Genomic DNA, 23,153 nt, shown 5'->3' with positions numbered 1-23,153 from the left:
TTCCACTTTACCCTATGAAATTCACTTTATTTTTAAAGTAAATTTCCCTTCTGTTTCTGTATTATCAAGTTTAATAGAATCTATCTCTATATGCTGAAAAATCCCCATATTATTTATTGCAACAACTAATTTTACCTTGTCCAAGGTACTATTATTAATACTTACTATTAAATCTATTTTCTCCTTATCTACATATATACTATTTACTAAAATATTTGATGGCAATCCCTTTTTTAGTTGTTCAAGATAATACATATAATTAAATTCATCTTCTTTTATAGTATTAACAACTCTTTCTTTTTCTTTGTACTCTTTTTCTCTATTTTTCAGAGTATGGTATTCTTTATTTACTAATTCTAATCTTTTTATCTGTTTATCTAGCTTCTCAGTATTATATTTTGTTAGCTGTATATTTATATAATAATTGCTAAATAATATCCATCCTACTGTTATTAAAACTAATATTGATATAGTAGAAGCTAAAAGCCGTTTATTATCTAACTTTTCCCAATGTCCATTAATGACTTTATTAAAATCTATATTCTTATTGTATATTTCTTTTAGGTTTAAATTACATCCTAATACATCTCCAAATTTATCTATATCAATATCACTGGAATAACCTATCTTTTTTACAATAGATCTTATTCCTCTCTCTACAGGTATATCAAATTGACCATTGATAAGAGTGCTAAGTTTTTCATCTTCTACTTCTTCCCCTAGCAAATAAATCTTATGGACTCTATCCCCAAAATGCCTTGAAGAATAAAAATTAAGAAAATATCCTACATTATCTAGTAGCTCTTCATAATCCTTGTCAATGCCTTCAGGTAATTCTATATGAGAACTAGAATGGAGAAATATTTTATCTCCTTCTAATATTGTCACAATAGCTTTATTTCTTGTAAAATCTAATATTGCTATATTCTCTTCTTCTCTATATTCAAACAAGTCTGCTATACAATCTGGATATATTGTTATTCTTTCTATTGTTACTCCTGAACTTTGTAAAAAGTTACATACATCTTTTAATTTAATCTTTGGTATAACCACCAGTAATACATTAAATTTTTTCCCCTTATCTTTTTCTATTTCAACTATTTTGTAATCATAATAATATTCACCCATATTAACTGTAAAATATTCATTTATATTATTTCTAATGAAACTCATAAGGTCTTTTTTTCCCATAGATGGGACTTGTACCAGTCTGGTTATTATTCCATCCACTGATAATATAGCTATAGCTTTTTTTCCAAGCATTTTATTTTTCTTCAAATATATACGAGTAAAATCTACATTTTCCTCCGTTGAAAAATTACCATTTAATAAATTCTCAGTTGTAATAGTTTTAACTTTTTTTATATTTATTTTACCTAATCTATACTCTAGAAAAACAATACCTATAGAATCTTCATTAAATCTAAATACTACTTTATTGTTTATCAACAAATTAAACTCCTCCATATATGTAATGTTATTTTATACTATTTGACATTTGGAGTATGGGTAATGCTATTCCAATTATTACAACACCAACGACAAATCCAATTATTAACGTAAACGCTGGCTCTACTAAAGACATTAATTTATTCATACTATTTTCTACTTTTCTATCATATATGCTAGTTAATTTTAAAAACATACTTTCAAGTTTTCCTGTTTCTTCTCCTATTCTCATCATTTGGATTGTAATAGGATCAAATACTTTTTTATCTTCAAAACTATCTGCTATTCTAGCTCCATTAGCAATTTCTTTTTTTGCATTCTCTATTTTTTTAGAAATATAAAGATTGTCCACTATAAGCTCTAAATTTTCTAAAGCATTTATTATAGGAACTGCTGATTTAATAAAAATCCACATGCTTCTAGAAAATCTATTAGTGATTATATTTCTTTTAAATTCACCAATTATAGGAACTTTTAATATTATTTTATCCAAATATAATTTTACTTTATTAATATTTTTAATATAGTTTACCGCCAATATGAATATAAATATTTGTAAGATTAACAATAAAAAATTGTTATTTGTATAATTCATTGTCTTTAACAGCAGCTTTGTGATAAATGGTAAATTATTTATATCTTCAAATATGGAGCTTATTTTAGAAAAAATAAAAAAATTAAAAAATAACATCATACTTATAGTTAATATTAAGAGTATACATGGATATATTAAGGCACCCTTAACTTTATTTTTCATATTTGCTTCCCTTTGATAAAAATTTTCCATGTTAAATAATATTTCATCTACATTACCACTTAATTCTCCTGAATTTACAGTATCAATTAGTAATTTAGGAAAAAATCCTGTACTACTCATGGAATGCCCTAATGTTTCCCCTTTTCTTATTCCTATAAGTACAGCATCAGCAACCTTTTTTAACTTCTTATCCTGTTCTGAAACTATTTCTAGTCCCTTTAAAATACTAACACCTGTATTTATTATAATTGCCATCTGTCCACAAAATGAACTTATTAGTTCATCTTTGATTGTAGTTTTACCAAGCTTAGGCATATTAAATATCATACTCTTCTTTATATATATAATTTTTAAATCTTTTCCTCTTAATTGTTCTTCTGCAGCTTCCATATACTCCTCTTCTATATAGCCTTTTACTATATTAAGATTATTATCACTAGCCTTATAAATAAATTTAGTCATATTATTTCCCTTCTAATATCCGTAGCTTACTCTTATCATTTCTTCCACAGTAGTTATTCCCTGTAAAACCTTTTTTCTACAAGCATCTACAAGAGTCACATTTCCGCTTTTCTTAGCTTCTTCTTCAATAACTCTTTCACTTTTACCACAGTCAATTAATTCTTTAATCTCCTTAGTGATTTCCATTATTTCAAAAACTCCCATCCTTCCTTTATACCCAGTTCCACTACATATACTGCAGCCTTTTCCTCTTTTTAATTTAACCGGTGCATCTATTTTTAATAGTCTCATTTCTCCTTTACTACTTAAATATTCTTCAATACAATTGGGGCAAATTTTTCTAACTAATCTTTGAGCTACTATCCCCACAATAGTAGATGAAAGTAAAAATGATTCCATTTTCATGTCTAATAGTCTAGTTATAGCTCCTACAGCATTATTAGTGTGTATTGTAGATAATACTAAATGACCAGTTAAAGCAGCCCTTACAGATATTTCTGCTGTTTCATTATCTCTTATTTCTCCTACAAGTATGATATCTGGATCTTGTCTTAATATACTTCTAAGCCCAACTGCAAAAGTAAATCCTATTTTGTTATTTACCTGCATTTGATTTACTCCTTTCAAGCTGTATTCCACTGGATCTTCTATAGTAACTATATTTTTAGAATTGTCATTTAAAATATTTAATATAGAGTAAAGAGTAGTTGTCTTACCACTTCCTGTAGGTCCACATACAAGTATTATGCCATAAGGATTTTTTATTATATTTTTTAACTTACTTAGTTCCGCTTCCCCTAGTCCCATTTCCTCAAATTCTAGAGAAAAATTACTTTTATCTAAGATTCTCATGACTACTTTTTCACCTAAAATAGTAGGAACTATAGATATTCTTAAATCAATATTTTTTTGCTTGGATCTAAAATTAATTCTTCCATCTTGAGGAACTCTTTTTTCTGCAATATTTAGTTCTGCCATTATCTTTATTCTACTTACTACTGCCTCCAACATTCCAATATCTACTCGCATTATTTCCCTTAAAACACCGTCTATTCTATATCTAACCCGCATTTCTTTTTCTTCTGGCTCCAGATGAATATCTGAAGCATTATTTAATATAGCATTATCTATTATGCTATTTATGAATTTAATTGTAGGCGCAGCTTCTTCATTTATATATTCATCATTATCATTAATTACCTTTCTATATCCATAAACTTTCTCATAGTTCTCAGCAGCTTTTTCAGCTTTGCTCTTTCCATAATACTTTTCTATATTTTGAAGAATCTCTGATCTTAATGATATAGCTGCCTTCACCTCATAACCTGTATCCACTTTAATATCTTCAATAGCAAAATAATTCAGTGGATCACTCATAACAACTAATAATCTGCCATTTATTATATCTATGGGTATAATTTCATGTTTTCTTGCCATAGTTTCTGATATTATATCTATTATTTCCTGTTTTATATTTATATTATCTAAATTAATATAGTCTATTCCTAACTGCCTTCTTACTGCTTCTACTATTTGTTCATTAGTTGCAAAACCTTTAGTAACAAGTAATTCACCTAGTTTTTCACCTGTTTTCTTCTGAATATCTAAAGCTCTTTTTAGCACGTCTTCTGTTATAAGTCCATAATCTATTAATATTTCCCCTAATCTTTTTCTTAATTTAGCCATATTATAGCTATACCTCCTATATTCAAAGGTTATTTGATGATAATCATACCGTTTCCTTCCTTAGTTGCGAAGCTTGCATTAGTTCCTCCTAAAGAGGATATCTTTATATAAGAATTACTATTTCCATTTTTATTTGCAATAACATTTGAATAACTACAATTTATAGCTCCATTAGCATTTATAACAACTTCTGATTTTCCATTTCCATTAGAACTACATTGTATTTTAGAGTATCCTAGCATAATACTGCTAGAAGAATAAATTTGAACATTTCCAAAACTTCCTCCTCCACCATTGGATGTTATCTCACAATAGCTCCCATCAATGCTACCTTGTGATTTTATATTCACAGATGTTTTTGATTTATGGCTTCCCTGTCCATAAGCAATCAACTTAGCATATTGTACATTTATTACTCCAGTGGTTTGTATATTTATTTGTTCATTTTTATTACCATGTCCATTAATATTTATAATTGCTTTTCTAGCAATCAAATTTTTTGTTATAAGATTTATCTTTCCTTCATTTGTAGTTCCTAATATAACATTTTCATCTATTCTAATCCCATCTCTACAATTGCATATTATTGTAGTGCCATTTACTATAAAATTTGATGGAAATACTAAAACTCCTTTTTCATACTTTTTATCATCTTTCCAATGATAAATACCATTTATAAAATCAACATTATAATCCTCTCCATCAAATTTCCCATTATTGTCTATATCAATATAAGGCTTGGTAGGATCTTTATTATCACTATCCCCTTCATCAGGTTTATCCACAATAGCTAAATTCATCCTACTACTTACATTAAATTTCATATATCTATCTTTATTTAACTTATCTTTTATTATTAAACTAACATTATATAAATTATCTTTCTTATCTATGCTAAATCCATCCTTGCAAATATTTTCTACAAGAATAAACTTATCCTTATCACTTTCTCTTATAATTTTATAAATGTTTTCATTACTAATTTTTCCACTTTCCTTTTTCTTATATTTAATTATTTTATTATTTTCCTTTTTTACAACGTAAAGCTCATCTCCCTGTCCACTATTACAAATTATTTCTTTTCCTTCTTTTATATCTTTTGTAATCCACTCTACTGCCATTCTAATATCATCTTGAGAATTAGTATTACTAACCTGTCTTTTAACTAATCTAGAAGAGGAATTTATAAGAATATATGCTGTTCCAATTACAAAACTTAATATACTTAAAGAAATTATTAATTCCAATAAAGTAAATCCCTTCTTATAATAACATATATTGTTAATTCTATACAAATTCATCAACTCCTCCTTAATTCTATATATAAAGATAGGAACTTCAATTGCACCAGCAAAAGAGTTCCTATTTTTCTTCTTTCCACTCTATTAAGTCTCCATTCTTTGTATCTATCTTAACTGATATTGTATACTTACTTCCCTTATTAGTTATTCCTTGTCCAATAAACTTTCCTACTTTATCTTCTTTTTTTGCAGGTGTTTTATATATAAAATTATAATTTCCTACCCCTTTTATATAAATTTTGTTATTAGATTTAAAATCTTTAACTTCTTTTTCTGTAGACAAAATTAAATTATAGTTATATATACCCTCATCAATAGCTGCTTCAGCTAAGTTTTTAGCAATCACTTTTTCTTTTGAAGCTGTATTTATTTTGATTTCATTATTTAATGTGGTTAACAGTATTCCACTAAAAGATACTAAAAGTATTCCCGAAATTATAGCTATTGGAAGAGCCGAGGCTCTTTTCTTAAAACTTCTAAACTTCATTGCATAAAACACCTACTTAAAAAATATTCTCGTGCCTATTTTAATACTATTACTATCCTGTGGTTTTACCTCTACTATTAGTTGAAGTAAATTCCCAACATCAGTCTTCTCTATATTGTCTGTTGACAAAGCTACCTTGTATTCTATGCCATCTTTTATATCTTCTTTTCTGTAATTCTCCTCTTTGTTAAAACCTAAACTTTTAATATATTCATCTAGTGTACTATTATTAGTGATAATTTTATTATCCCTAGCTGCTCTTATTTTCTCTAAATAATTTTGTGCTATAATAGTTCCCTCTAATTCTTGTTTATTAGTATTTCCTACTTTTAATGCTGAAAATGCTACCTTAGAAGAAATAGCCACAGTACTTAAAATTAATACCATGGCTATTATTACTTCTGTTAAAGTAAACCCCTTTTTATAAGCTTTAAATTTGAACATGCTATCATCCCTTTATAATATTTACCTATAAATACATTATAAGTTATTATACCATATATTACACATTGTTTATATTCAAGTATCATTCTTATGATTTTAAATTATTTATTTTAATAGGGTGAATCCGCTATTTTTAATACTACTTTATATAAGCCCTTATTTTTATATATATCAATATCATCCTTACCATATTTGTCTCCTGTATTTGTTGGAACAACTTCAAAAGGACTTTCATTAGCTATTCTTTTAGCTGAATTTTCTGGTACTCCATGTATAGTTATATATATACCATAATGGGTTTTTCCTTTATTATTTCCCTGTCCATTTATATACTCGTCATAAGGAAATTTTACTGTTACTCCTTTAACCCAACAATCATAATCATATTCCCCACCCCAGGCTGTCTTTTTACTTAAAGGAAAGTCTAAATATGGACCTTTCCATCTTTCCTTCACAATTTGAATATAATTTTTATCATATACACTTGTTCCAAAATTGTAACCTGTTTCAGGGATATCATATACAGAATTACTGCCAAGACCAGGATCTATTCCATTTGACACATCTGCTGGGAAAAAACCTACATCTGCATAAAACTGAAGTGCCGCCGTTTTAAAAGATTTCATATCACTTAAAGTTCTACTAACTTTAGATTTTTCTATAGCTTTAAACGCATTAGGTGCAATTATAGCTGCTAATATAGCAATAATTGCTATTACTACTAAAAGCTCTACTAAAGTAAAACCTCTTTTTATTTTTTCTATCATATTTACTCCCCCATTTTGAAAAAAGTATGCCACACTTTTTAGAGTACAGATAACAGAGTATAAATAAAATTATTCTCTGTTATCTGTCATCTAAAAATATTAGATCACCAACTACTCTGATGCTGTTAAATTATCACTGCTCAGAGATTATTAAGTATATATTTTTATCATCTTTATCGTTGTATCTAACCACACCTTTTCTTCCTGAGCTGTCACCATCCAAGTCAGCTTCTAGTCTATCCCTTGCCGATTCAGGAACCTGTGTTAACTTTATATACTTGACTTCTTTATCCCCATCATCTAATTCAAAATCTTTATTCTTACAAAAAATATACATTCCTCCCCAAGGATTTTTGGTAGGCCATTTTTCTAGATATGGGCCATTCCATACTTTCCCTAAACCTTCTCCTGGATTAGTTACAAATCCTGGATCTTCTCCGTTTTTTTCGTCATCATTTTTAGGCCACTCCCCTGTATCCGAATAGTAACTCAATGCTGCTGTCTTTATTGCCTTATAGTCTGACTCTGCTGTAGCTACTTTACTCTTCTCTATAGCCTTGAATGCATTTGGTGCAATTATTGCAGCTAAGATAGCTATAATTGCTATTACCACTAAGAGTTCTACCAATGTAAAGCCTTTTTTTACTTTTTTCATTAAACCCCATCCCTTCATAAATATAATCATTTATTATGATGCATCGTAGTATCCCCTACGCATAGCATAATAAATCTATGTTTACATTATATGCATATAAATATAATAAAAAGCTCTATATTCATAAAAAAATTATGAATATAGACCTTTAATTTAATACATACAAAATACGCAAATTAATTTTATATTATAAAAATGAAAAATAATTATCTCCACCTTTATTTTTTGCTACATACATTGCTTTATCTGCTTTCCTTACTAATTCATCAATATTTTGGCCATCATATGGAAACAAACTTAATCCTATACTTAATGATACACTTATTTTTCCTTCTCTGCAATTTAATGTCTTATTTTTCGGCGTAATAATTCTTGAGGCTATAAGCTTAGAATCATCATAACTCTTTATAAAGGGTAATAATATTACAAATTCGTCTCCTCCAAATCTAGCAACTACATCCCCTCTTCTTATAGACCTTTTTAATATTTTAGACACATGAATTAACGCTTCATCTCCACTTTTGTGTCCATATGTATCATTGATACTTTTAAATTTATCAACATCTATGAACATCAATCCTAACAAACCATTGTTTCTTTTAGCATTTATAAAAAATTTTTCTGCTATGTTGTAAAATAAATTCCTATTTGCTATACCTGTCAAGCTGTCATAATAGGCTAGTTTATTAATAGTTTTTTCTTTTTCTTTCAATTCTTTATTTAAAAAATACAATTCATCAATATACTTTTTTAACTGTTCTATACGTAAAAATTGATTTGTTACATCAATAAACTCCATAAGTATATAATTTAAATTATTCATATTTATTTTACTTATTTTTAAATTTAAGTTTCTGTTACTGTCAATTAAGTTCTTATGCATAGCTGCAGAAAAAAACATTTTACTTCCATTATTAATTACAGAATCTATTGCCTGTTTAAAATAACCTTTATTTAGACTTGGAATAACATCATATATATGATTATTTATTATTTTTTCTTCAGATATATTAGTTAGATGTTCCATATGATTATTCCAAAATAAGACTCTCAAATTTTCATTTAATATTATTATGCCTTCGTTTATATTGTCTAATATCTCATATAAGGCTTTATCCACAGAAATCATCTTCTATCATTTCTATTTTATTTAATATTTCATTTAAGGAGCTTAAAGTAAGATTAATTATTATAGCTCCTGATATTTGAGAATTGTCTATATTAAAGGTTATATATAACATCAATATATGCATATATTCTTTACTTTCCATAGTTTTTTTAAAATCTTCTTTGTTAAATACTTTCACTTCTGGCAAAGTATAAGTTAATTTTAAATTTAAATAATTTCCTATTTCCCCAATAATTGAATTTAATATTATATTGCCAATTTCCTTAATAACATCAAAATCTATGTCTGTAAAATTCATATCACAAAAGCAATTTTTATTGTTCTCATTTAAGCATAGATTTATGAAAGTTCTCATTTTATCCGCAGGAAAAATCAAATTTGCTTTCCCTGTTAATTCCTTTTTAAATGAAATAGATGATACCATCATAGTGCCATGCAAAACATTAGGAAGATATTTATCTAATTCTTCCCATTTATTCTTTAAATCTAAAATTTTTAAATTAGGCACATTTAATAATATTTTTCTATTAATTATCTCCGAAAGAATACTTGCGGATTTTCCTACACTTATATTAAATAACTCTTTTAGTATATCCTCTCTTGTTACTTTATCTATCATTTTTGTCATTCCTTATTATTTCACATATGTATTTTGCCTTTTCTTCTGTAAAGGGCTTGTTTATAAATGACATTATCCCATATTTATTCATGTCTTCTTTTATACTCTTCTGTACATCTGCCGAAACTACAATTATCTTTGCATTTGAATTATATTCATTTATTAGCTTTATTAAGCCTTCTCCATTTAACTTAGGCATCAATAAATCTACAAATGTATACTCCGGTTTAATAGCTTTATATTTTTCTAATCCTTCTTCTCCATCCTTTGCAAAATAAATTTTTACATGCTCTAAATATTTTTGTACTAAATTGGCTATTATTCTTTGAGAAAAAGCAGAGTCGTCAATAATTAAAATATCCATTTTAATATATACCTCCCTTACAACAATATATTAAATAATTCTTGGGACAAATTATATTTAAAAAAATGAAAACCCTATATTCATAAAAATTATGAATATAGGGTGGGTTGCATCACTAACTCCATACATACTAAAGATGCCCAAATCAAATATGTATTTCACAGTTCCCCTTATATTTTAAATATTTTAAATATCTTAAATTATGGTTAAATATTATCATTTAATATAATTTATTTCAATAGTCTGTTTAGTATAATTTTCTATATTTTAAAGTTCTCTTAGCCATTCTAATTAATAAGTTTAGTTTTAGTAGACAATTTAGGTGTTATATTATATATTTAAAAATGTTACTAAATATATTAAATTATATTTAAGAAAGGAGCATTAAATTTATGATAACTTTTGAAAGAAAATATAATAGAATGTTTTTAAAAGATGTTAGATATATTATAGACAAATATAATATGATTCAGTCCCAAGATAGAGTAGGAGTAGGTCTATCTGGCGGTAAGGATAGTGTATTTTTATTATTTGTTTTAAAACTTATTCAACTTACTGCAGTAAAAGATTTCACTATAACAGCAATTACTATAGATATGGACTTAGGTATGGACTTTTCTCCTTTGAAACATTTCTGTAATGAAAATAGTATTCCTTTAATAATTGAAAAAACTAATATAGCAGAAGTAGTATTTCATGATAGAAAAGAAAAAAACCCTTGCTCTTTATGCTCAAAATTAAGGAAAGGAGCTTTAATAAGAATTGCTAAAGTAAACAATTTTAATAAATTAGCATTAGGTCATAACAGTGACGATGTAATTGAGACTTTATTTATGAATGCTTTAAAAGTAGGAAAGCTTGGAACCTTTCATCCTAATATTTATTATAAGGATAAAGGTATAAATATAATAAGGCCTTTAGTTCTTATTAGAGAAGACTTTATAGAAAAATTTGTTAAGGAAAATAACTTTCCTATTATAAAAAATTTATGTCCTGAAGATGAAAAAACTACTAGAGAAGAAATGAAAAACCTTTTAATAAGTCTAGAAAAAACTTATCCAGATGCACAAAAAAAGATATTAACATCATTAACAAATGTAGACTTAAAAAATATGTGGTAAAAATAAAAAAGTGCCGAAGCACTTTTTTATTTTTATAAATTGCAGAGCACAGGTTTAGTACATTCCGTCCATTCCCATTCCTGGTGCTGCTGGCATTGGGTTATTATTCTTTTCTGGAATATCAGCAACAGCAGCTTCTGTTGTTAAGAATGTAGCAGCAACAGATGCAGCATTCTGTAAAGCAGATCTTGTAACCTTAGTTGGGTCAACTATACCAACTTTTATCATATTTACATATTTATCATGTAAAGCATCATATCCAACGCCTACTTCACTGTTTCTAACTTTCTCAATTACAACTGAACCTTCAACTCCAGCATTGCAAGCTATTTGTCTTACTGGTTCTTCAAGAGCCTTTCTTATAATGTCTATACCAACTTTCATATCTGGTACATCCGAAGTTAATTTCTCTACTTCCGGCATTACAGTAATATAAGCTGTTCCACCGCCTGATACTATTCCTTCTTCAACAGCTGCTTTTGTAGCTGCTAAAGCGTCTTCTATTCTTAACTTTCTTTCTTTTAATTCAGTTTCTGTAGCAGCACCAACTTTTATTACAGCTACTCCACCTGCAAGTTTTGCAAGTCTTTCCTGTAATTTTTCTCTATCGAAATCAGAAGTTGTTTCTTCTATCTGAGCTTTTATCTGAGCTACTCTTCCTTCGATATCTAATTTAGTTCCTCTACCATTAACTATAGTAGTAGTTTCCTTTGTAATCTTAACTGATTCTGCTGAACCTAACATTTCTAATGTAACATCTTTTAAATCTCTTCCTAATTCTTCTGATATAACTTCTCCACCAGTAAGAATTGCTATGTCTTGAAGCATTTCTTTTCTTCTATCACCGAAACCTGGAGCTTTAACTGCTACACAATTAAATGTTCCTCTTAATTTATTAACAACTAATGTTGCTAATGCTTCACCTTCTACATCTTCAGCTATTATTAATAATCTCTTACCTTGTTGAACTATTTTTTCAAGTACTGGTAATAAGTCTTGAATGTTAGATATCTTCTTGTCAGTAATTAAAATATATGCATCATCTAAAGCTGCTTCCATTTTTTCTGCATCAGTAACCATATATGGACTTACATAACCTCTGTCAAACTGCATGCCTTCAACAACGTCTAATTCAGTTCCCATACTCTTTGATTCTTCTACAGTAATAACACCCTCATTACCTACTTTTTCCATAGCATCTGCTATAAGCTTACCTATTTCTTCGTCAGCAGCTGAAATAGCAGCAACTCTTGCTATATCTTCCTTACCATCAACCTGTTTTGAAATATTTTTGATTCCTTCTACAGCTTTATTTACAGCCATTTGAATACCACGTCTAACAAGCATTGGGTTTGCTCCAGCTGTTACATTCTTTAATCCTTCTCTTATTATAGCCTGCGCAAGTAATGTAGCTGTAGTCGTTCCATCTCCTGCTACATCATTAGTCTTTGTAGCAACTTCTTTTACAAGTTGTGCTCCCATATTTTCATAAGCATCTTCTAATTCTATTTCTCTTGCTATAGTAACACCATCATTAGTTATTAATGGTGAACCAAATTTTTTATCTAAAACAACATTTCTTCCTTTTGGTCCAAGTGTAACTTTAACAGTATCCGCAAGTTTATCTACACCTCTTTGCATAGCTCTTCTTGCATCTTCACCAAATAATAAGCTTTTTGCCATTTCAAATACCTCCCAAATATCTTATATTCATTCTAATTAACATTCATTAATTAACTTTACTCTATTACAGCTAAAATATCATCCTGTCTTAATATTGTATATTCTGTTCCGTCAATCTTCACTTCATTGCCTGCATACTTTGAGAACAATACTCTGTCTCCTGCTTTTAGTTCCATTTTAACTTCTTTGCCATTAACTATTCCGCCTGGTCCTACAGCTACAACTTCAGCTTCTTGTGGTTTTTCCTTTGCTGTTCCTGGAAGAACTATTCCGCTCTTTGTAGTCTCCTCAACTTCAATTCTTTTAATAACAACTCTGTCTCCAAGTGGTCTAATTTTCATCTAAACCCCTCCTCAATGTATTTTAGAATATATATATAATAATAATAACATATTTTTGTTAGCACTCATTAATTATGAGTGCTAATACAATTATTATAATAAATAATAGTATTTATAATATCAAATCTAATAACAAGAGTAATTTTCTATTTAATAGCGATTTAATCCATTTATATGAATATATCTAACTATTTTAGTGTTTTACTATTATTTTCTTGTTTTTTCTTTTTAATAGTATATTTTAAAATTATATTTACAAAAATATATTACTATATATAATTTAAACTATAGATTAAAATTCATTTAGTACATATTTAATATTTCCCAAGGAGCTTACATATTATGAATAAATTTAAATTATTATCAAATTTTTTTCTAACTGCTAATTTAGCTTTATTACTTATTATTATTTCAATCAAATTTACTGTACATTTTAAACTATTATATTATTTTGATATAAACCATCTAAATATTCCAAAAGAGTCAGGTTTTAATATCAATGAAATTAAAATAAACTATAACTACTTAATTGATTTTATTACGTCAAAAAGCAACATAAATTTTAAAATACCAACATTACCATTTTCTCAGGAAGGTAGAATTCATTTTTATGAAGTGAAACATATTTTTATGAAGATAGATTATTTGTTTTATATAAGTTCTATAATAGGTTTAATCACGTTATACTACTTAATTAAACATAAAAACTTTTCTATTCTTAAATATTCAAGCATTACGCTATTAACTATACCTATATTACTTTTTAGCACTTTATTTGTTAATTTTGATAATGCATTTACTCTATTTCACAAAATATTTTTTAATAATGATTATTGGATCTTTGACGTTGAAAAAGACCCTATTATAAAAATATTGCCAGAGGAATTTTTTTTACATTGTGCTATATTAATTAACATACTTATTGTTTTCTTTAGTATGTTATGTTGGATAATTTACAAAAGAAGTTCTAAATAACAAAAAAATAAAATGTAGACAAATAAGAGTTTGTCTACATTTTCTAATAACTATCTTTCTAAATTTAAACCTTCATATTTCTTTAAATTTTCATTATCTAACACATCTTTTTTTGTTGACTCTTTACTAAACTTTGTTAACTGAGCTCTTGATTTTATAATAGGTACCATAGCAGCAGGACCACCTATACAGCCACCTTCACACATCATTCCTTCTATGAAGTTGCCAGAAAGTCTTCCCACCTTTGCCATTATCATTGCTCTCTTAATTTCATCTGGTCCACTTACTCTAAGTGGCTTAAATTCAATTTTTTCTTCTTTGTTCTTTATATAATTTTGTATTGCAGCAATTACTCCTCCACCTTGAGCAAATCCTCTTCCGAAACTTGAAGCATCATTTATTTCTAAAGCTTCACATTTCTCAGGGTCTATATCAAACGCCCCCATAAGAGCAGTGATTTCCTCAAAGGTCATGACATAATCCACTGCATCTTTTATACTATCTCTTTTAATTTCATTTTTCTTTGCCGTACATGGTCCTACAAATACTACTACTGAATCTTTATCCACATTTTTAATCATTCTGCCTACAGCAATCATTGGTGATACTGTACTTGAAGCTCTTTCAATCTGGTCGGGGAACTTCTTTTCTATATAATTTAAAAATCCTGAACAGCAGGAGTTTGTCATATACTTATCTCCATTTTCCATTCTTTCAATGAACTCATTTCCTTCATGTACAGCAACAGCATCTGCTCCACAAGCAGCCTCAATCATATCCTCAAATCCCATTTCTTTAAAAGCTGATTTTACTTGTCCTACAGATACCTTAGGTCCAAATTGTCCTGTTATTGAAGGAGCTACTACTGCATATATCTTCTTTTTTTCCATTAATGCACGAGTTACATCTACAATAAAACTCTTATCAGATATAGCACCAAAAGGACATGCTCCCATACAAGCTCCACAATTCACGCATTCTTCTTTATTTATTGTAGCTTTGCTATCTTCTGGATTCATTTGAAGAGCTCCAGTTGGACAGACTCTTCTACATGGTCTCATAACTTCTGCTACAGCATTATAAGGACAAACTTCCTTACATAATCCACATTCTTTACAAGTTTCATGATTTATATATGCTCTACCTGCAGCTCTTGTTATTGCTCCTGCTGGACAGACTTCCATACATTTATGCTGTATACATCCCCTACAAGCCTCTGTAACAACAAATCTATTTATTGGACATTTATCACAAGCTGCATCTATTACATATATTATCTGATCATCTTTTTCTACATTAACAAATTCATCTGCCATTTGTCCATTAGGTAGGCATCCTATAGCAAGTTTAGCTCTTTCATATACTATTGCTCTTTCTTTATAAACACAGCATCTATATTCTGCTTTATCTCCCTGTATTATTTCAAAAGGTACTTTTTCTAATTCTTCTTTATTAAGTCTATTTTCTAAAGTCATTTTAGCTACTTCTTTTAACACAAGATACTTTAATTTTTTTAATTGAGTTTCAAATGTTATCATTATTTTAATTCCTCCTAATTTTCAAAAAAGTAATTTAATTGTGTCAAATAAATTACTTTTATATTAGTACAGCTTATTAAAGTCGTTAATTCTTTAACATATACTATTATAACAGAAACTCAAAAAAAATTAATACATATTTTAAATGTTTTTATAGAAAAATTTTTATATTTATTTACATTTTATAAATATATCTTTCATTTACACACTCTTAATAGTTTTTTTACACTATAATGTGATTTTCTCTAGCATAATAGAATAAATATTGTTGAGCAAAACCTGATAATTCGCCAAATTTATTTCTAGCAAAGTCCCTTATCTTTTTCAATGATACATCTGGAGCTAAATAAAAGTGTTGCATAGCTCTTTTTACCCATACATCTACAGGAAAAGCAGAATATTTCCCCATGGAAAATAACATAATACAATCTGCTACCTTAGGACCTATTCCCATAAATCCTTGAAGTACACTGTGACACTTATCATCTTCTTGATTTTTAATCCAATTTATATCAAAAATTTCACTATAGTCATCCATATCAGAATCTCTATTATAATATATTTTTGCCACAGTATCTTTTATGTATTTAGCCCTAAATCCTGTTCCACAAGCCTCTAATTCTTCTTCTGTTGCCTCTTTTAACTTTTCTATTGAAGGAAAACTGTAATAAGTGTTTCCTTTATATAATATAGCTTCTCCCCATTTTTTGCTTATATTTTCTATAGCTCTTTTTATCATAGGTATTCTATTATTTGCAGATATTATAAATGATACAATTAATTCAAAAGGTTCTTGTTGTAATAACCTAATACCATATCCAAAATCTACAGATTTTTTTAGCAATTCATCCTTACTTAGTATACTTTTAATTTCTGAATAATCTCTATATAGATGAAAATAATTTGCCCATACATCTTTAAATTCTTTTTCATCTGTATTATATATTACTACATCATTATCTTGTTTTTGTACTTCTATTACCTTTTCGAAAGCTACACCAATATAATTACCATCTTCCTGTTTATTCCATCTAAAACATTGTCCACATTCAAATATATGTGCTAATTCGAAATTCTTCACATTTTTTACTACAACTCCTGATATGTTATCTTCAGTAAATTCCTCCACAAAATCAAAATCCATAAATAAAATCACTCCTTTTTTAAAAATTACACATAGATTTTAAAATATAAATAACAAAGTATGGAGTACAGATAAAGTCTTCTTATCTGTACTCCGTTATCTATAGCCTCTACTCTGTAATTTTATTATTCCTACTTATTTGTTAAAAATTCATCTATAGCTTTTGCTGCTTTTTTTCCTGCTTCCATAGCAAGAATAACAGTAGCTGCTCCAGTTACTGCATCTCCTCCAGCAAATACACCTTCTCTAGATGTTTTCCCTGTATCTTCACTAGCACATATACATCCCCATTTATTTGACTCTAATCCCTTAGTGGTTGATGTTATAAGTGGATTTGGAGAAGTTCCTAGAGACATTATAACTGTATCTAATTCCATTATAAATTCTGATCCCTTTATTTCTATAGGTCTTCTTCTTCCTGATGAATCCGGCTCTCCTAATTCCATTCTTATACATTTCATAGATTTTACCCAGCCATTTTCATCTCCTAATATTTCTACTGGATTAGTAAGAAGGTCAAATATTATTCCTTCTTCTTTAGCATGATGAATTTCTTCTCTTCTTGCTGGCAATTCATCTTCTGATCTTCTGTACACTATATGTACTTCTGCTCCCAGTCTTCTAGCCGTTCTAGCAGCATCCATAGCCACATTTCCTCCACCAACAACAGCTACTTTTTTTCCTGCTTTTATTGGTGTATCATAATCTTCTCTAAAAGCCTTCATCAAATTATTTCTAGTTAAATATTCATTAGCTGAGAATACTCCACTAAGATTTTCACCTGGTATTCCCATAAATTTTGGAAGTCCCGCTCCTGACCCAATAAATATAGCTTCAAATCCTTCTTCTTCCATAAGTTCATCAATAGTTACAGTTTTACCTATAATAACATCTGTTTCAATTTCAACACCTAATTTTTTTACATTTTCTATCTCATGCTTAACTACAGTATCTTTTGGCAATCTAAATTCAGGTATACCATACACTAAAACTCCACCTGGTTCATGAAGAGCTTCAAATATAGTAACCTCATATCCCTTTTTTGCTAAATCTCCAGCACAAGTAAGTCCTGCTGGGCCACTTCCTATTACAGCTACTTTTTTGTTTTTCTTTTCATTTTTACCTGACTGAGATAAATCTATATTATGTTCTCTAGACCAGTCTCCAACAAATCTCTCTAATTTTCCTATAGCAATTGGCTCTCCTTTTATACCTAATATACATTTCTGTTCACACTGACTTTCTTGAGGACATACTCTACCACATATAGCTGGTAAAGAGCTTGCTTCATTTATTATTTCCGCTGCCCCTTTAAAATCTCTTTCTTTTATATGTTTGATGAAATTAGGTATATCTATAACTACAGGACATTTAGGTACGCAAAGAGGATTTTTACAATTTAAACATCTTTCTGCTTCCTTTACTGCCTCTTCTTCTGTATATCCTAAACATACTTCTTTAAAGTTCTTTATTCTTTCCTCGGCATTTTGTTCTTTTATATCTATTCTTTTCATTCTATCCATTATTCTTCACCTCCGAGTCCTACATGACATACATGTCCTTCTTCTCTCTCTTGTTGTTCCAACAATTGTTTTCCTTCTTCTGTTTTATACATTCCCTGTCTTCTTATGGATTCTTCAAAATCTACAAGATGTCCATCAAATTCTGGTCCATCTAAACAAGTAAATTTAGTTTCTCCACCTACTGTTACTCTACAAGCACCACACATTCCTGTACCATCTACCATTAATGTATTTAAACTAACCACAGTCTTTATACCATACTCCTGTGTAAGTTTTGCTACAAATTTCATCATTATCATAGGTCCTATAGCTACCACTAAATCATATTTTTTGTTTTCATTTTCTATTAAATTTTTCAACACATCTGTAACTAATCCTTTATTTCCATAAGAACCATCGTCTGTTGTTATATATAAATTCCCTGCTTCTTTTCTCATTTCTTCTTCTAAAAGTAAATACTCTTTAGATTTGCTTCCAACTATAACATCTACCTTTAACCCTAATAAATTAGCCCATTTAACTTGAGGATACACTGGTGCTGCACCTACTCCTCCAGCTATAAAGATAATATTTTTATTTTTTAATTCTTCTATGCTTTCATGTACCAAATCAGAAGGCTGTCCCAATGGTCCTGCAAAATCCTGAAAATGATCTCCAACTTCCAATTTTGACATCTTTTTAGTAGAATTACCTACTACTTGAAATACTATAGTTACTGTTTCTTTTTCTCTGTCATAATCACAAATAGTAAGAGGTATTCTCTCACTTTTATCATCAACTCTTACTATTACAAATTGTCCTGGTTGTGCGGATTTTGCTACTCTAGGCACCCTAACATCCATTAAATAAATATTCGGAGCTAATAATCTTTTTTCTAATATTTTATACATTTCTATTCCTCCGTATCCTCTTATCTAAATATTTTTATTTTTTATATAATATTCATTATATATATTTTATATATTTTATCAACATCATTATAAATTGTAGATTTTACAAATACAATATTAAGTCTATAGAAAACTCTCTTAATAAGGTATTAAGAGAGTCTTTTCATAGATCAAAATATTAAATTTTAAAAATCTATTTTCTTACCGCTATATGCATAATTATACATATTCATCATTTCTTCTTCATTAATTTTTCTTGGATTTGAGGAAGTACATGCATCTAACACTGCATTATGAGCCATAAATTGAACTTTTTCCTTAAATTTTCCTTCATTTATTCCATAATCTTTTAAATTTAAAGGAATGTCTAATTTCTTATTCAATTCTCTTATCATATCAGTCAATGAATCTACTAATTCATCTTCTGTATTACCACTCAATCCTAAAAATCTAGCAATAGTTGCATATCTATCTAAGCAAACTTTTTTATTAAAATCTATAACATAAGGTAGGAAGATAGCATTTGCACATCCATGAGGTATATGGAATACAGCTCCTATTTTGTGAGCCATACTATGAGTTATTCCAAGCAATGCATTAGAAAATGCCATTCCAGCAAGACATTGAGCTTCATGCATTCTTTCTCTAGATTCTTTATCTTCATCGTATGATTTCACTAAATAGTCTTTTACCATGCAAATAGCTTGTATAGCTAAAGGATCTGTAAAGTTTGTTCTAAGTCCCGCTACATAAGCTTCTATAGCATGAGTTAATGCATCCATTCCAGTATGTGCAGTAAGTTTTTTAGGCATAGTTTCTGCTAGCTCTGGATCTACTATTGCAATATCTGGAGTCAAATTAAAATCTGCTAATGGATATTTTATTTCTTCTTTATAATCTGTTATAACAGCAAATGCTGTAACTTCTGTTGCTGTACCACTAGTAGATGGTATAGCAATAAACTTTGCTTTATTTCTTAATTCTGGTAATGCTAATACCTTTTCTGCTGCTTCTTTAAAAGTAAAATCTGGATGCTCGTAGAATAGCCACATAGCTTTAGCTGCATCTATAGGAGACCCTCCACCTATTGAAACAATCCAATCCGGTTCAAATTCTCTCATAACTTTTGCACCATTCATTACTGTTTCTACTGATGGGTCTGGTTCTACTCCCTCAATTAGTCTTGTCTCTATTCCTGCTTCCTTTAAATAAGATTCTACTTTATCTAAAAAGCCAAATCTTTTCATGGATCCTCCACCTATTACTATAACAGCCTTTTTACCTTTTATATTTTTTAAGACTTCTAAGGAACCTTTACCATAATAGATGTCTCTTGGAATTGTAAATCTATTCATTTTATCTTCCTCCTAACCTTAAACAACACTTTGATATTTTTTTAACACTTATTTTAATAGCAAATTTCATGCCATTGAAATAATCCTTATATTTCAATGATTCTCAATTTACTAAAACAAAACTTTTTTATTCTGTTCTATTTATTATCATATCTAGCTTTTATTTATGTTAAATAATTTAGCACTGTTTATTTTTTGAACACAAATAAAGAAATATATTTTACAAAATATTATTTGAATATAAAAAATAATTTAATATATTACTACGCTTTATGGTAATAAAAACAACAATTTACATTATTTTTTAATAGTTTAAAAAAACATAATAAAATTTTGTTAATTTTTTTACATTTTATCTATAGTTCGATATTATACTTTTTTAACTTATTATATAAAGTGTTTCTACTAATTCCTAAAACTTTTGATACTGTAGATATATTTCTATTAAATTTATTCATACAACATATTATAGCTTTTGTTTCTAATTCCTCAAGAGTACATATATATTCATTATCAGCGTTTTCATATATAGTTTTTTTCCCTTTCTCATTATCATCTAAAATAAAACTACTTTCTCCATCAAAATTTACAATATTTTCAACATAGTTCTCTAGCTCTCTTACATTTCCTGGCCAATTATAGTTTATAATTTTATAATATAAATCCTCTCTTATTTTAGGTTCTTTTTTATTCAATTTCAAAGACTTTTCTTTTAAAAAATGCTCTAATAGTAACTTTATATCTTCTTTTCTTTGCCTTAAAGGAGGAATGTAAATTGGAATAACTTTAAGTCTATAATAAAGATCTTCTCTAAATTGATTTTTTCTTACTTGCTCTTTTAAATCTTTATTTGTGGCAGCAATAATTCTTATATTTATTGGTATTGATTTATTTCCTCCAATTTTTACAATATATCCTTCTTGCAAAACACGTAATAATTTTACCTGCATAGATAATGGCATATCCCCTATTTCATCTAAAAATAAAGTTCCTCCATGTGCATTTTGAAATTTACCTGTATGCCCTCCTTTTTTTGCTCCTGTAAAAGCTCCTTCTTCATAACCAAAAAGTTCACTTTCTATTAAGTTATGAGGAATAGCTCCACAGTTGATCGCTATAAAAGGTTTATTATATCTATCACTGTAATTATGAATTGATTGTGCAATTATCTCTTTTCCTGTACCACTTTCTCCTTGAATAAGTACAACCGATTGGCTATTTGCAACCTTTTTACATTGCCATATGATTTTCTTCATCTCCATATTTCTAGTTATTATATCATCAAAATTATATTTTGTTTTTAGAATCTCCTCATTATTATCAATATCAATTAATTTGAAACTATTCTCTAAATGCGCCATATAATTTCACCATCCATAAATAAAAGCCATTGGGATATCCAATGGCTTTATAATTATTTTGCGTAGTTGTGGAATCCTCTTCCAGTTTTTCTTCCTAACCAACCAGCTCTTACATATTTTCTTAAAAGTGAATGAGCTCTATATTTTGAATCTCCTGTTTCAGTATATAATACATCCATTATTGCAAGGCAAACATCTAATCCTATAAGATCTCCTAAAGCAAGAGGTCCCATTGGATGATTAGCACCAAGCATCATAGCCTTATCAATATCTTCTGCTGAAGCTATTCCTTCTGCATAAATACCAACTGCTTCATTAATCATTGGAATTAATATTCTGTTTACAACGAATCCTGGAGCTTCTGCAACTTCTACTGGATCTTTTCCAATTGCTACTGATACTTCTTTAACAGCATCAAAAGTTTCCTGTGAAGTAGCCATTCCTCTGATTATTTCAACAAGTTTCATAACTGGAGCTGGATTAAAGAAATGCATTCCTATAACTTTATCTGCTCTCTTCGTTGAAGTAGCTATTTCAGTTATTGAAAGTGATGAAGTATTAGAAGCTAATATTGTTTCTGCTTTACATATTCTATCTAATTCTCCAAATATTTCTCTCTTAAGGTCCATTCTTTCAACAGCTGCTTCAACTACTAAGTCGCAATCAGCTGCCATATTTATATCTACTGTTCCAGTTAATCTTGAAAGAACTGCATCCATGTCTTCCTGAGTCATCTTTCCTTTAGCAACTAACTTTGATAAGCTCTTATTAATTCCAGCTAATCCTCTTTCAACAAACTCATCTTTAATATCTCTTAGAACAACTTCATATCCTTTTACTGCAAAAGCTTGAGCTATTCCAGCTCCCATTGTTCCTGCACCAAGTACACATATCTTTTTCATGATATGTACCTCCTTTATATAAATTTTATATTAATATAATTAGTAAAAGATGTATTAAAATATACATGTTTGCACCTTAAAGATACAAACATGTATTTTTAATTCTTATTAGTTCATAGTAGCTTTAATTTCAGCTATTAATTCAGGAATTACTTTCTTAAAGTCTCCTACTATACCAAGGTCTGCAACCTGCATGATTG

General features: G+C 28.5%; 21 protein-coding genes, 1 pseudogene and 1 riboswitch. Of the genes and pseudogenes, 2 read left to right on the top strand and 20 right to left on the bottom strand.

Going from position 1 to position 23,153, the window contains the following annotated elements; genetic code table 11:
• Nucleotides 1-21 precede the first annotated feature (21 nt).
• The 11 genes from J2Z24_RS19260 to J2Z24_RS19210 all read right to left on the bottom strand — a co-directional run bounded on the left by J2Z24_RS19260 (nucleotide 22) and on the right by J2Z24_RS19210 (nucleotide 10,120).
• Nucleotides 22-1,452: a type IV pilus biogenesis protein PilM gene (locus J2Z24_RS19260; RefSeq protein ID WP_035144501.1), complete on the bottom strand. Its 1,431-nt coding sequence runs from the start codon at nucleotides 1,450-1,452 to the stop codon at nucleotides 22-24.
• Between the two features lie 25 nt (nucleotides 1,453-1,477).
• Nucleotides 1,478-2,668, bottom strand: coding sequence for a type II secretion system F family protein (locus J2Z24_RS19255; RefSeq protein ID WP_035144502.1), 1,191 nt, complete (start codon nucleotides 2,666-2,668; stop codon nucleotides 1,478-1,480).
• A gap of 12 nt (nucleotides 2,669-2,680) precedes the next feature.
• On the bottom strand, nucleotides 2,681-4,354 hold the full coding sequence (locus J2Z24_RS19250; RefSeq protein WP_035144503.1) for a GspE/PulE family protein: 1,674 nt from the start codon (nucleotides 4,352-4,354) through the stop codon (nucleotides 2,681-2,683).
• Nucleotides 4,355-4,383: 29 nt separating this feature from the next.
• Nucleotides 4,384-5,655 carry a PilW family protein gene (locus J2Z24_RS19245; RefSeq protein ID WP_035144504.1) on the bottom strand — a complete coding sequence of 424 codons (1,272 nt, stop codon included), beginning with the start codon at nucleotides 5,653-5,655 and terminating at the stop codon, nucleotides 4,384-4,386.
• Between the two features lie 61 nt (nucleotides 5,656-5,716).
• Nucleotides 5,717-6,142 carry a hypothetical protein gene (locus tag J2Z24_RS19240; RefSeq protein ID WP_035144505.1) on the bottom strand — a complete coding sequence of 142 codons (426 nt, stop codon included), beginning with the start codon at nucleotides 6,140-6,142 and terminating at the stop codon, nucleotides 5,717-5,719.
• A 12-nt stretch (nucleotides 6,143-6,154) separates the two neighbouring features.
• Nucleotides 6,155-6,586: a type IV pilus modification PilV family protein gene (locus J2Z24_RS19235; RefSeq protein WP_035144506.1), complete on the bottom strand. Its 432-nt coding sequence runs from the start codon at nucleotides 6,584-6,586 to the stop codon at nucleotides 6,155-6,157.
• 110 nt (nucleotides 6,587-6,696) lie between these two features.
• Nucleotides 6,697-7,353, bottom strand: coding sequence for a type II secretion system protein (locus tag J2Z24_RS19230; protein ID WP_051593089.1), 657 nt, complete (start codon nucleotides 7,351-7,353; stop codon nucleotides 6,697-6,699).
• Nucleotides 7,354-7,486: 133 nt separating this feature from the next.
• On the bottom strand, nucleotides 7,487-8,008 hold the full coding sequence (locus J2Z24_RS19225) for a prepilin-type N-terminal cleavage/methylation domain-containing protein (RefSeq protein ID WP_338078429.1): 522 nt from the start codon (nucleotides 8,006-8,008) through the stop codon (nucleotides 7,487-7,489).
• Between the two features lie 187 nt (nucleotides 8,009-8,195).
• A complete protein-coding gene (locus J2Z24_RS19220) occupies nucleotides 8,196-9,128 on the bottom strand; it encodes a diguanylate cyclase domain-containing protein (protein ID WP_035144508.1) in 933 nt (310 codons plus the stop codon).
• Nucleotides 9,121-9,756, bottom strand: a complete 636-nt coding sequence (locus J2Z24_RS19215) for a chemotaxis protein CheC (protein WP_035144510.1) — start codon at nucleotides 9,754-9,756, stop codon at nucleotides 9,121-9,123. The genes J2Z24_RS19220 and J2Z24_RS19215 overlap by 8 nt, the downstream gene beginning before the upstream one ends.
• Nucleotides 9,746-10,120 carry a response regulator gene (locus J2Z24_RS19210; RefSeq protein WP_035144511.1) on the bottom strand — a complete coding sequence of 125 codons (375 nt, stop codon included), beginning with the start codon at nucleotides 10,118-10,120 and terminating at the stop codon, nucleotides 9,746-9,748. The genes J2Z24_RS19215 and J2Z24_RS19210 overlap by 11 nt, the downstream gene beginning before the upstream one ends.
• 93 nt (nucleotides 10,121-10,213) lie before the next feature.
• A riboswitch (cyclic di-GMP riboswitch) is annotated at nucleotides 10,214-10,298 on the bottom strand.
• A 214-nt stretch (nucleotides 10,299-10,512) separates the two neighbouring features.
• Between J2Z24_RS19210 and J2Z24_RS19205 the strand changes: the two genes are divergently transcribed.
• The gene (locus tag J2Z24_RS19205) at nucleotides 10,513-11,241 is read left to right on the top strand and encodes a tRNA lysidine(34) synthetase (RefSeq protein WP_035144512.1); all 729 of its coding nucleotides are present in this window, start codon (nucleotides 10,513-10,515) and stop codon (nucleotides 11,239-11,241) included.
• Nucleotides 11,242-11,295: 54 nt separating this feature from the next.
• On the opposite strand, the gene groL is transcribed toward J2Z24_RS19205, so the two are convergent.
• Both groL and groES read right to left on the bottom strand, forming a co-directional pair.
• Nucleotides 11,296-12,924 carry a chaperonin GroEL gene (groL, locus tag J2Z24_RS19200; RefSeq protein WP_035144513.1) on the bottom strand — a complete coding sequence of 543 codons (1,629 nt, stop codon included), beginning with the start codon at nucleotides 12,922-12,924 and terminating at the stop codon, nucleotides 11,296-11,298.
• Between the two features lie 56 nt (nucleotides 12,925-12,980).
• Complete coding sequence (groES, locus tag J2Z24_RS19195; RefSeq protein ID WP_035144515.1) at nucleotides 12,981-13,265, bottom strand: co-chaperone GroES; 285 nt, start codon at nucleotides 13,263-13,265, stop codon at nucleotides 12,981-12,983.
• 342 nt (nucleotides 13,266-13,607) lie between these two features.
• Here groES and J2Z24_RS19190 point away from each other — a divergent pair, with 342 nt between their 5' ends.
• The gene (locus J2Z24_RS19190; RefSeq protein WP_035144516.1) at nucleotides 13,608-14,240 is read left to right on the top strand and encodes a TIGR01906 family membrane protein; all 633 of its coding nucleotides are present in this window, start codon (nucleotides 13,608-13,610) and stop codon (nucleotides 14,238-14,240) included.
• Nucleotides 14,241-14,290: 50 nt separating this feature from the next.
• Here the strand turns inward: J2Z24_RS19190 and J2Z24_RS19185 are convergent, their stop codons facing one another.
• The 7 genes and pseudogenes from J2Z24_RS19185 to J2Z24_RS19155 all read right to left on the bottom strand — a co-directional run bounded on the left by J2Z24_RS19185 (nucleotide 14,291) and on the right by J2Z24_RS19155 (nucleotide 22,953).
• Nucleotides 14,291-15,778, bottom strand: coding sequence for a 4Fe-4S dicluster domain-containing protein (locus J2Z24_RS19185; protein ID WP_035144518.1), 1,488 nt, complete (start codon nucleotides 15,776-15,778; stop codon nucleotides 14,291-14,293).
• 223 nt (nucleotides 15,779-16,001) lie between these two features.
• Nucleotides 16,002-16,922, bottom strand: coding sequence for a DNA-3-methyladenine glycosylase family protein (locus J2Z24_RS19180; RefSeq protein ID WP_035144519.1), 921 nt, complete (start codon nucleotides 16,920-16,922; stop codon nucleotides 16,002-16,004).
• 131 nt (nucleotides 16,923-17,053) lie between these two features.
• Nucleotides 17,054-18,445, bottom strand: coding sequence for an NADPH-dependent glutamate synthase (gene gltA / locus J2Z24_RS19175; protein ID WP_035144521.1), 1,392 nt, complete (start codon nucleotides 18,443-18,445; stop codon nucleotides 17,054-17,056).
• Nucleotides 18,445-19,335, bottom strand: a complete 891-nt coding sequence (locus J2Z24_RS19170; protein ID WP_035148404.1) for a sulfide/dihydroorotate dehydrogenase-like FAD/NAD-binding protein — start codon at nucleotides 19,333-19,335, stop codon at nucleotides 18,445-18,447. The genes gltA and J2Z24_RS19170 overlap by 1 nt, the downstream gene beginning before the upstream one ends.
• A 185-nt stretch (nucleotides 19,336-19,520) precedes the next feature.
• Nucleotides 19,521-20,690, bottom strand: coding sequence for an iron-containing alcohol dehydrogenase (locus J2Z24_RS19165; protein WP_035148406.1), 1,170 nt, complete (start codon nucleotides 20,688-20,690; stop codon nucleotides 19,521-19,523).
• Between the two features lie 356 nt (nucleotides 20,691-21,046).
• Nucleotides 21,047-22,024, bottom strand: a pseudogene (locus J2Z24_RS19160) (sigma-54 interaction domain-containing protein); the annotation flags it as partial.
• A gap of 80 nt (nucleotides 22,025-22,104) precedes the next feature.
• On the bottom strand, nucleotides 22,105-22,953 hold the full coding sequence (locus J2Z24_RS19155; RefSeq protein WP_111947452.1) for a 3-hydroxybutyryl-CoA dehydrogenase: 849 nt from the start codon (nucleotides 22,951-22,953) through the stop codon (nucleotides 22,105-22,107).
• Between the last annotated feature and the right edge of the window lie 200 nt (nucleotides 22,954-23,153).

The organism is Clostridium tetanomorphum, from assembly GCF_017873215.1.
In the GTDB taxonomy this organism is placed as follows: Bacteria; Bacillota; Clostridia; order Clostridiales; family Clostridiaceae; genus Clostridium_AO; species Clostridium_AO tetanomorphum.
This window is presented reverse-complemented; position numbering and strand designations above follow the sequence as displayed.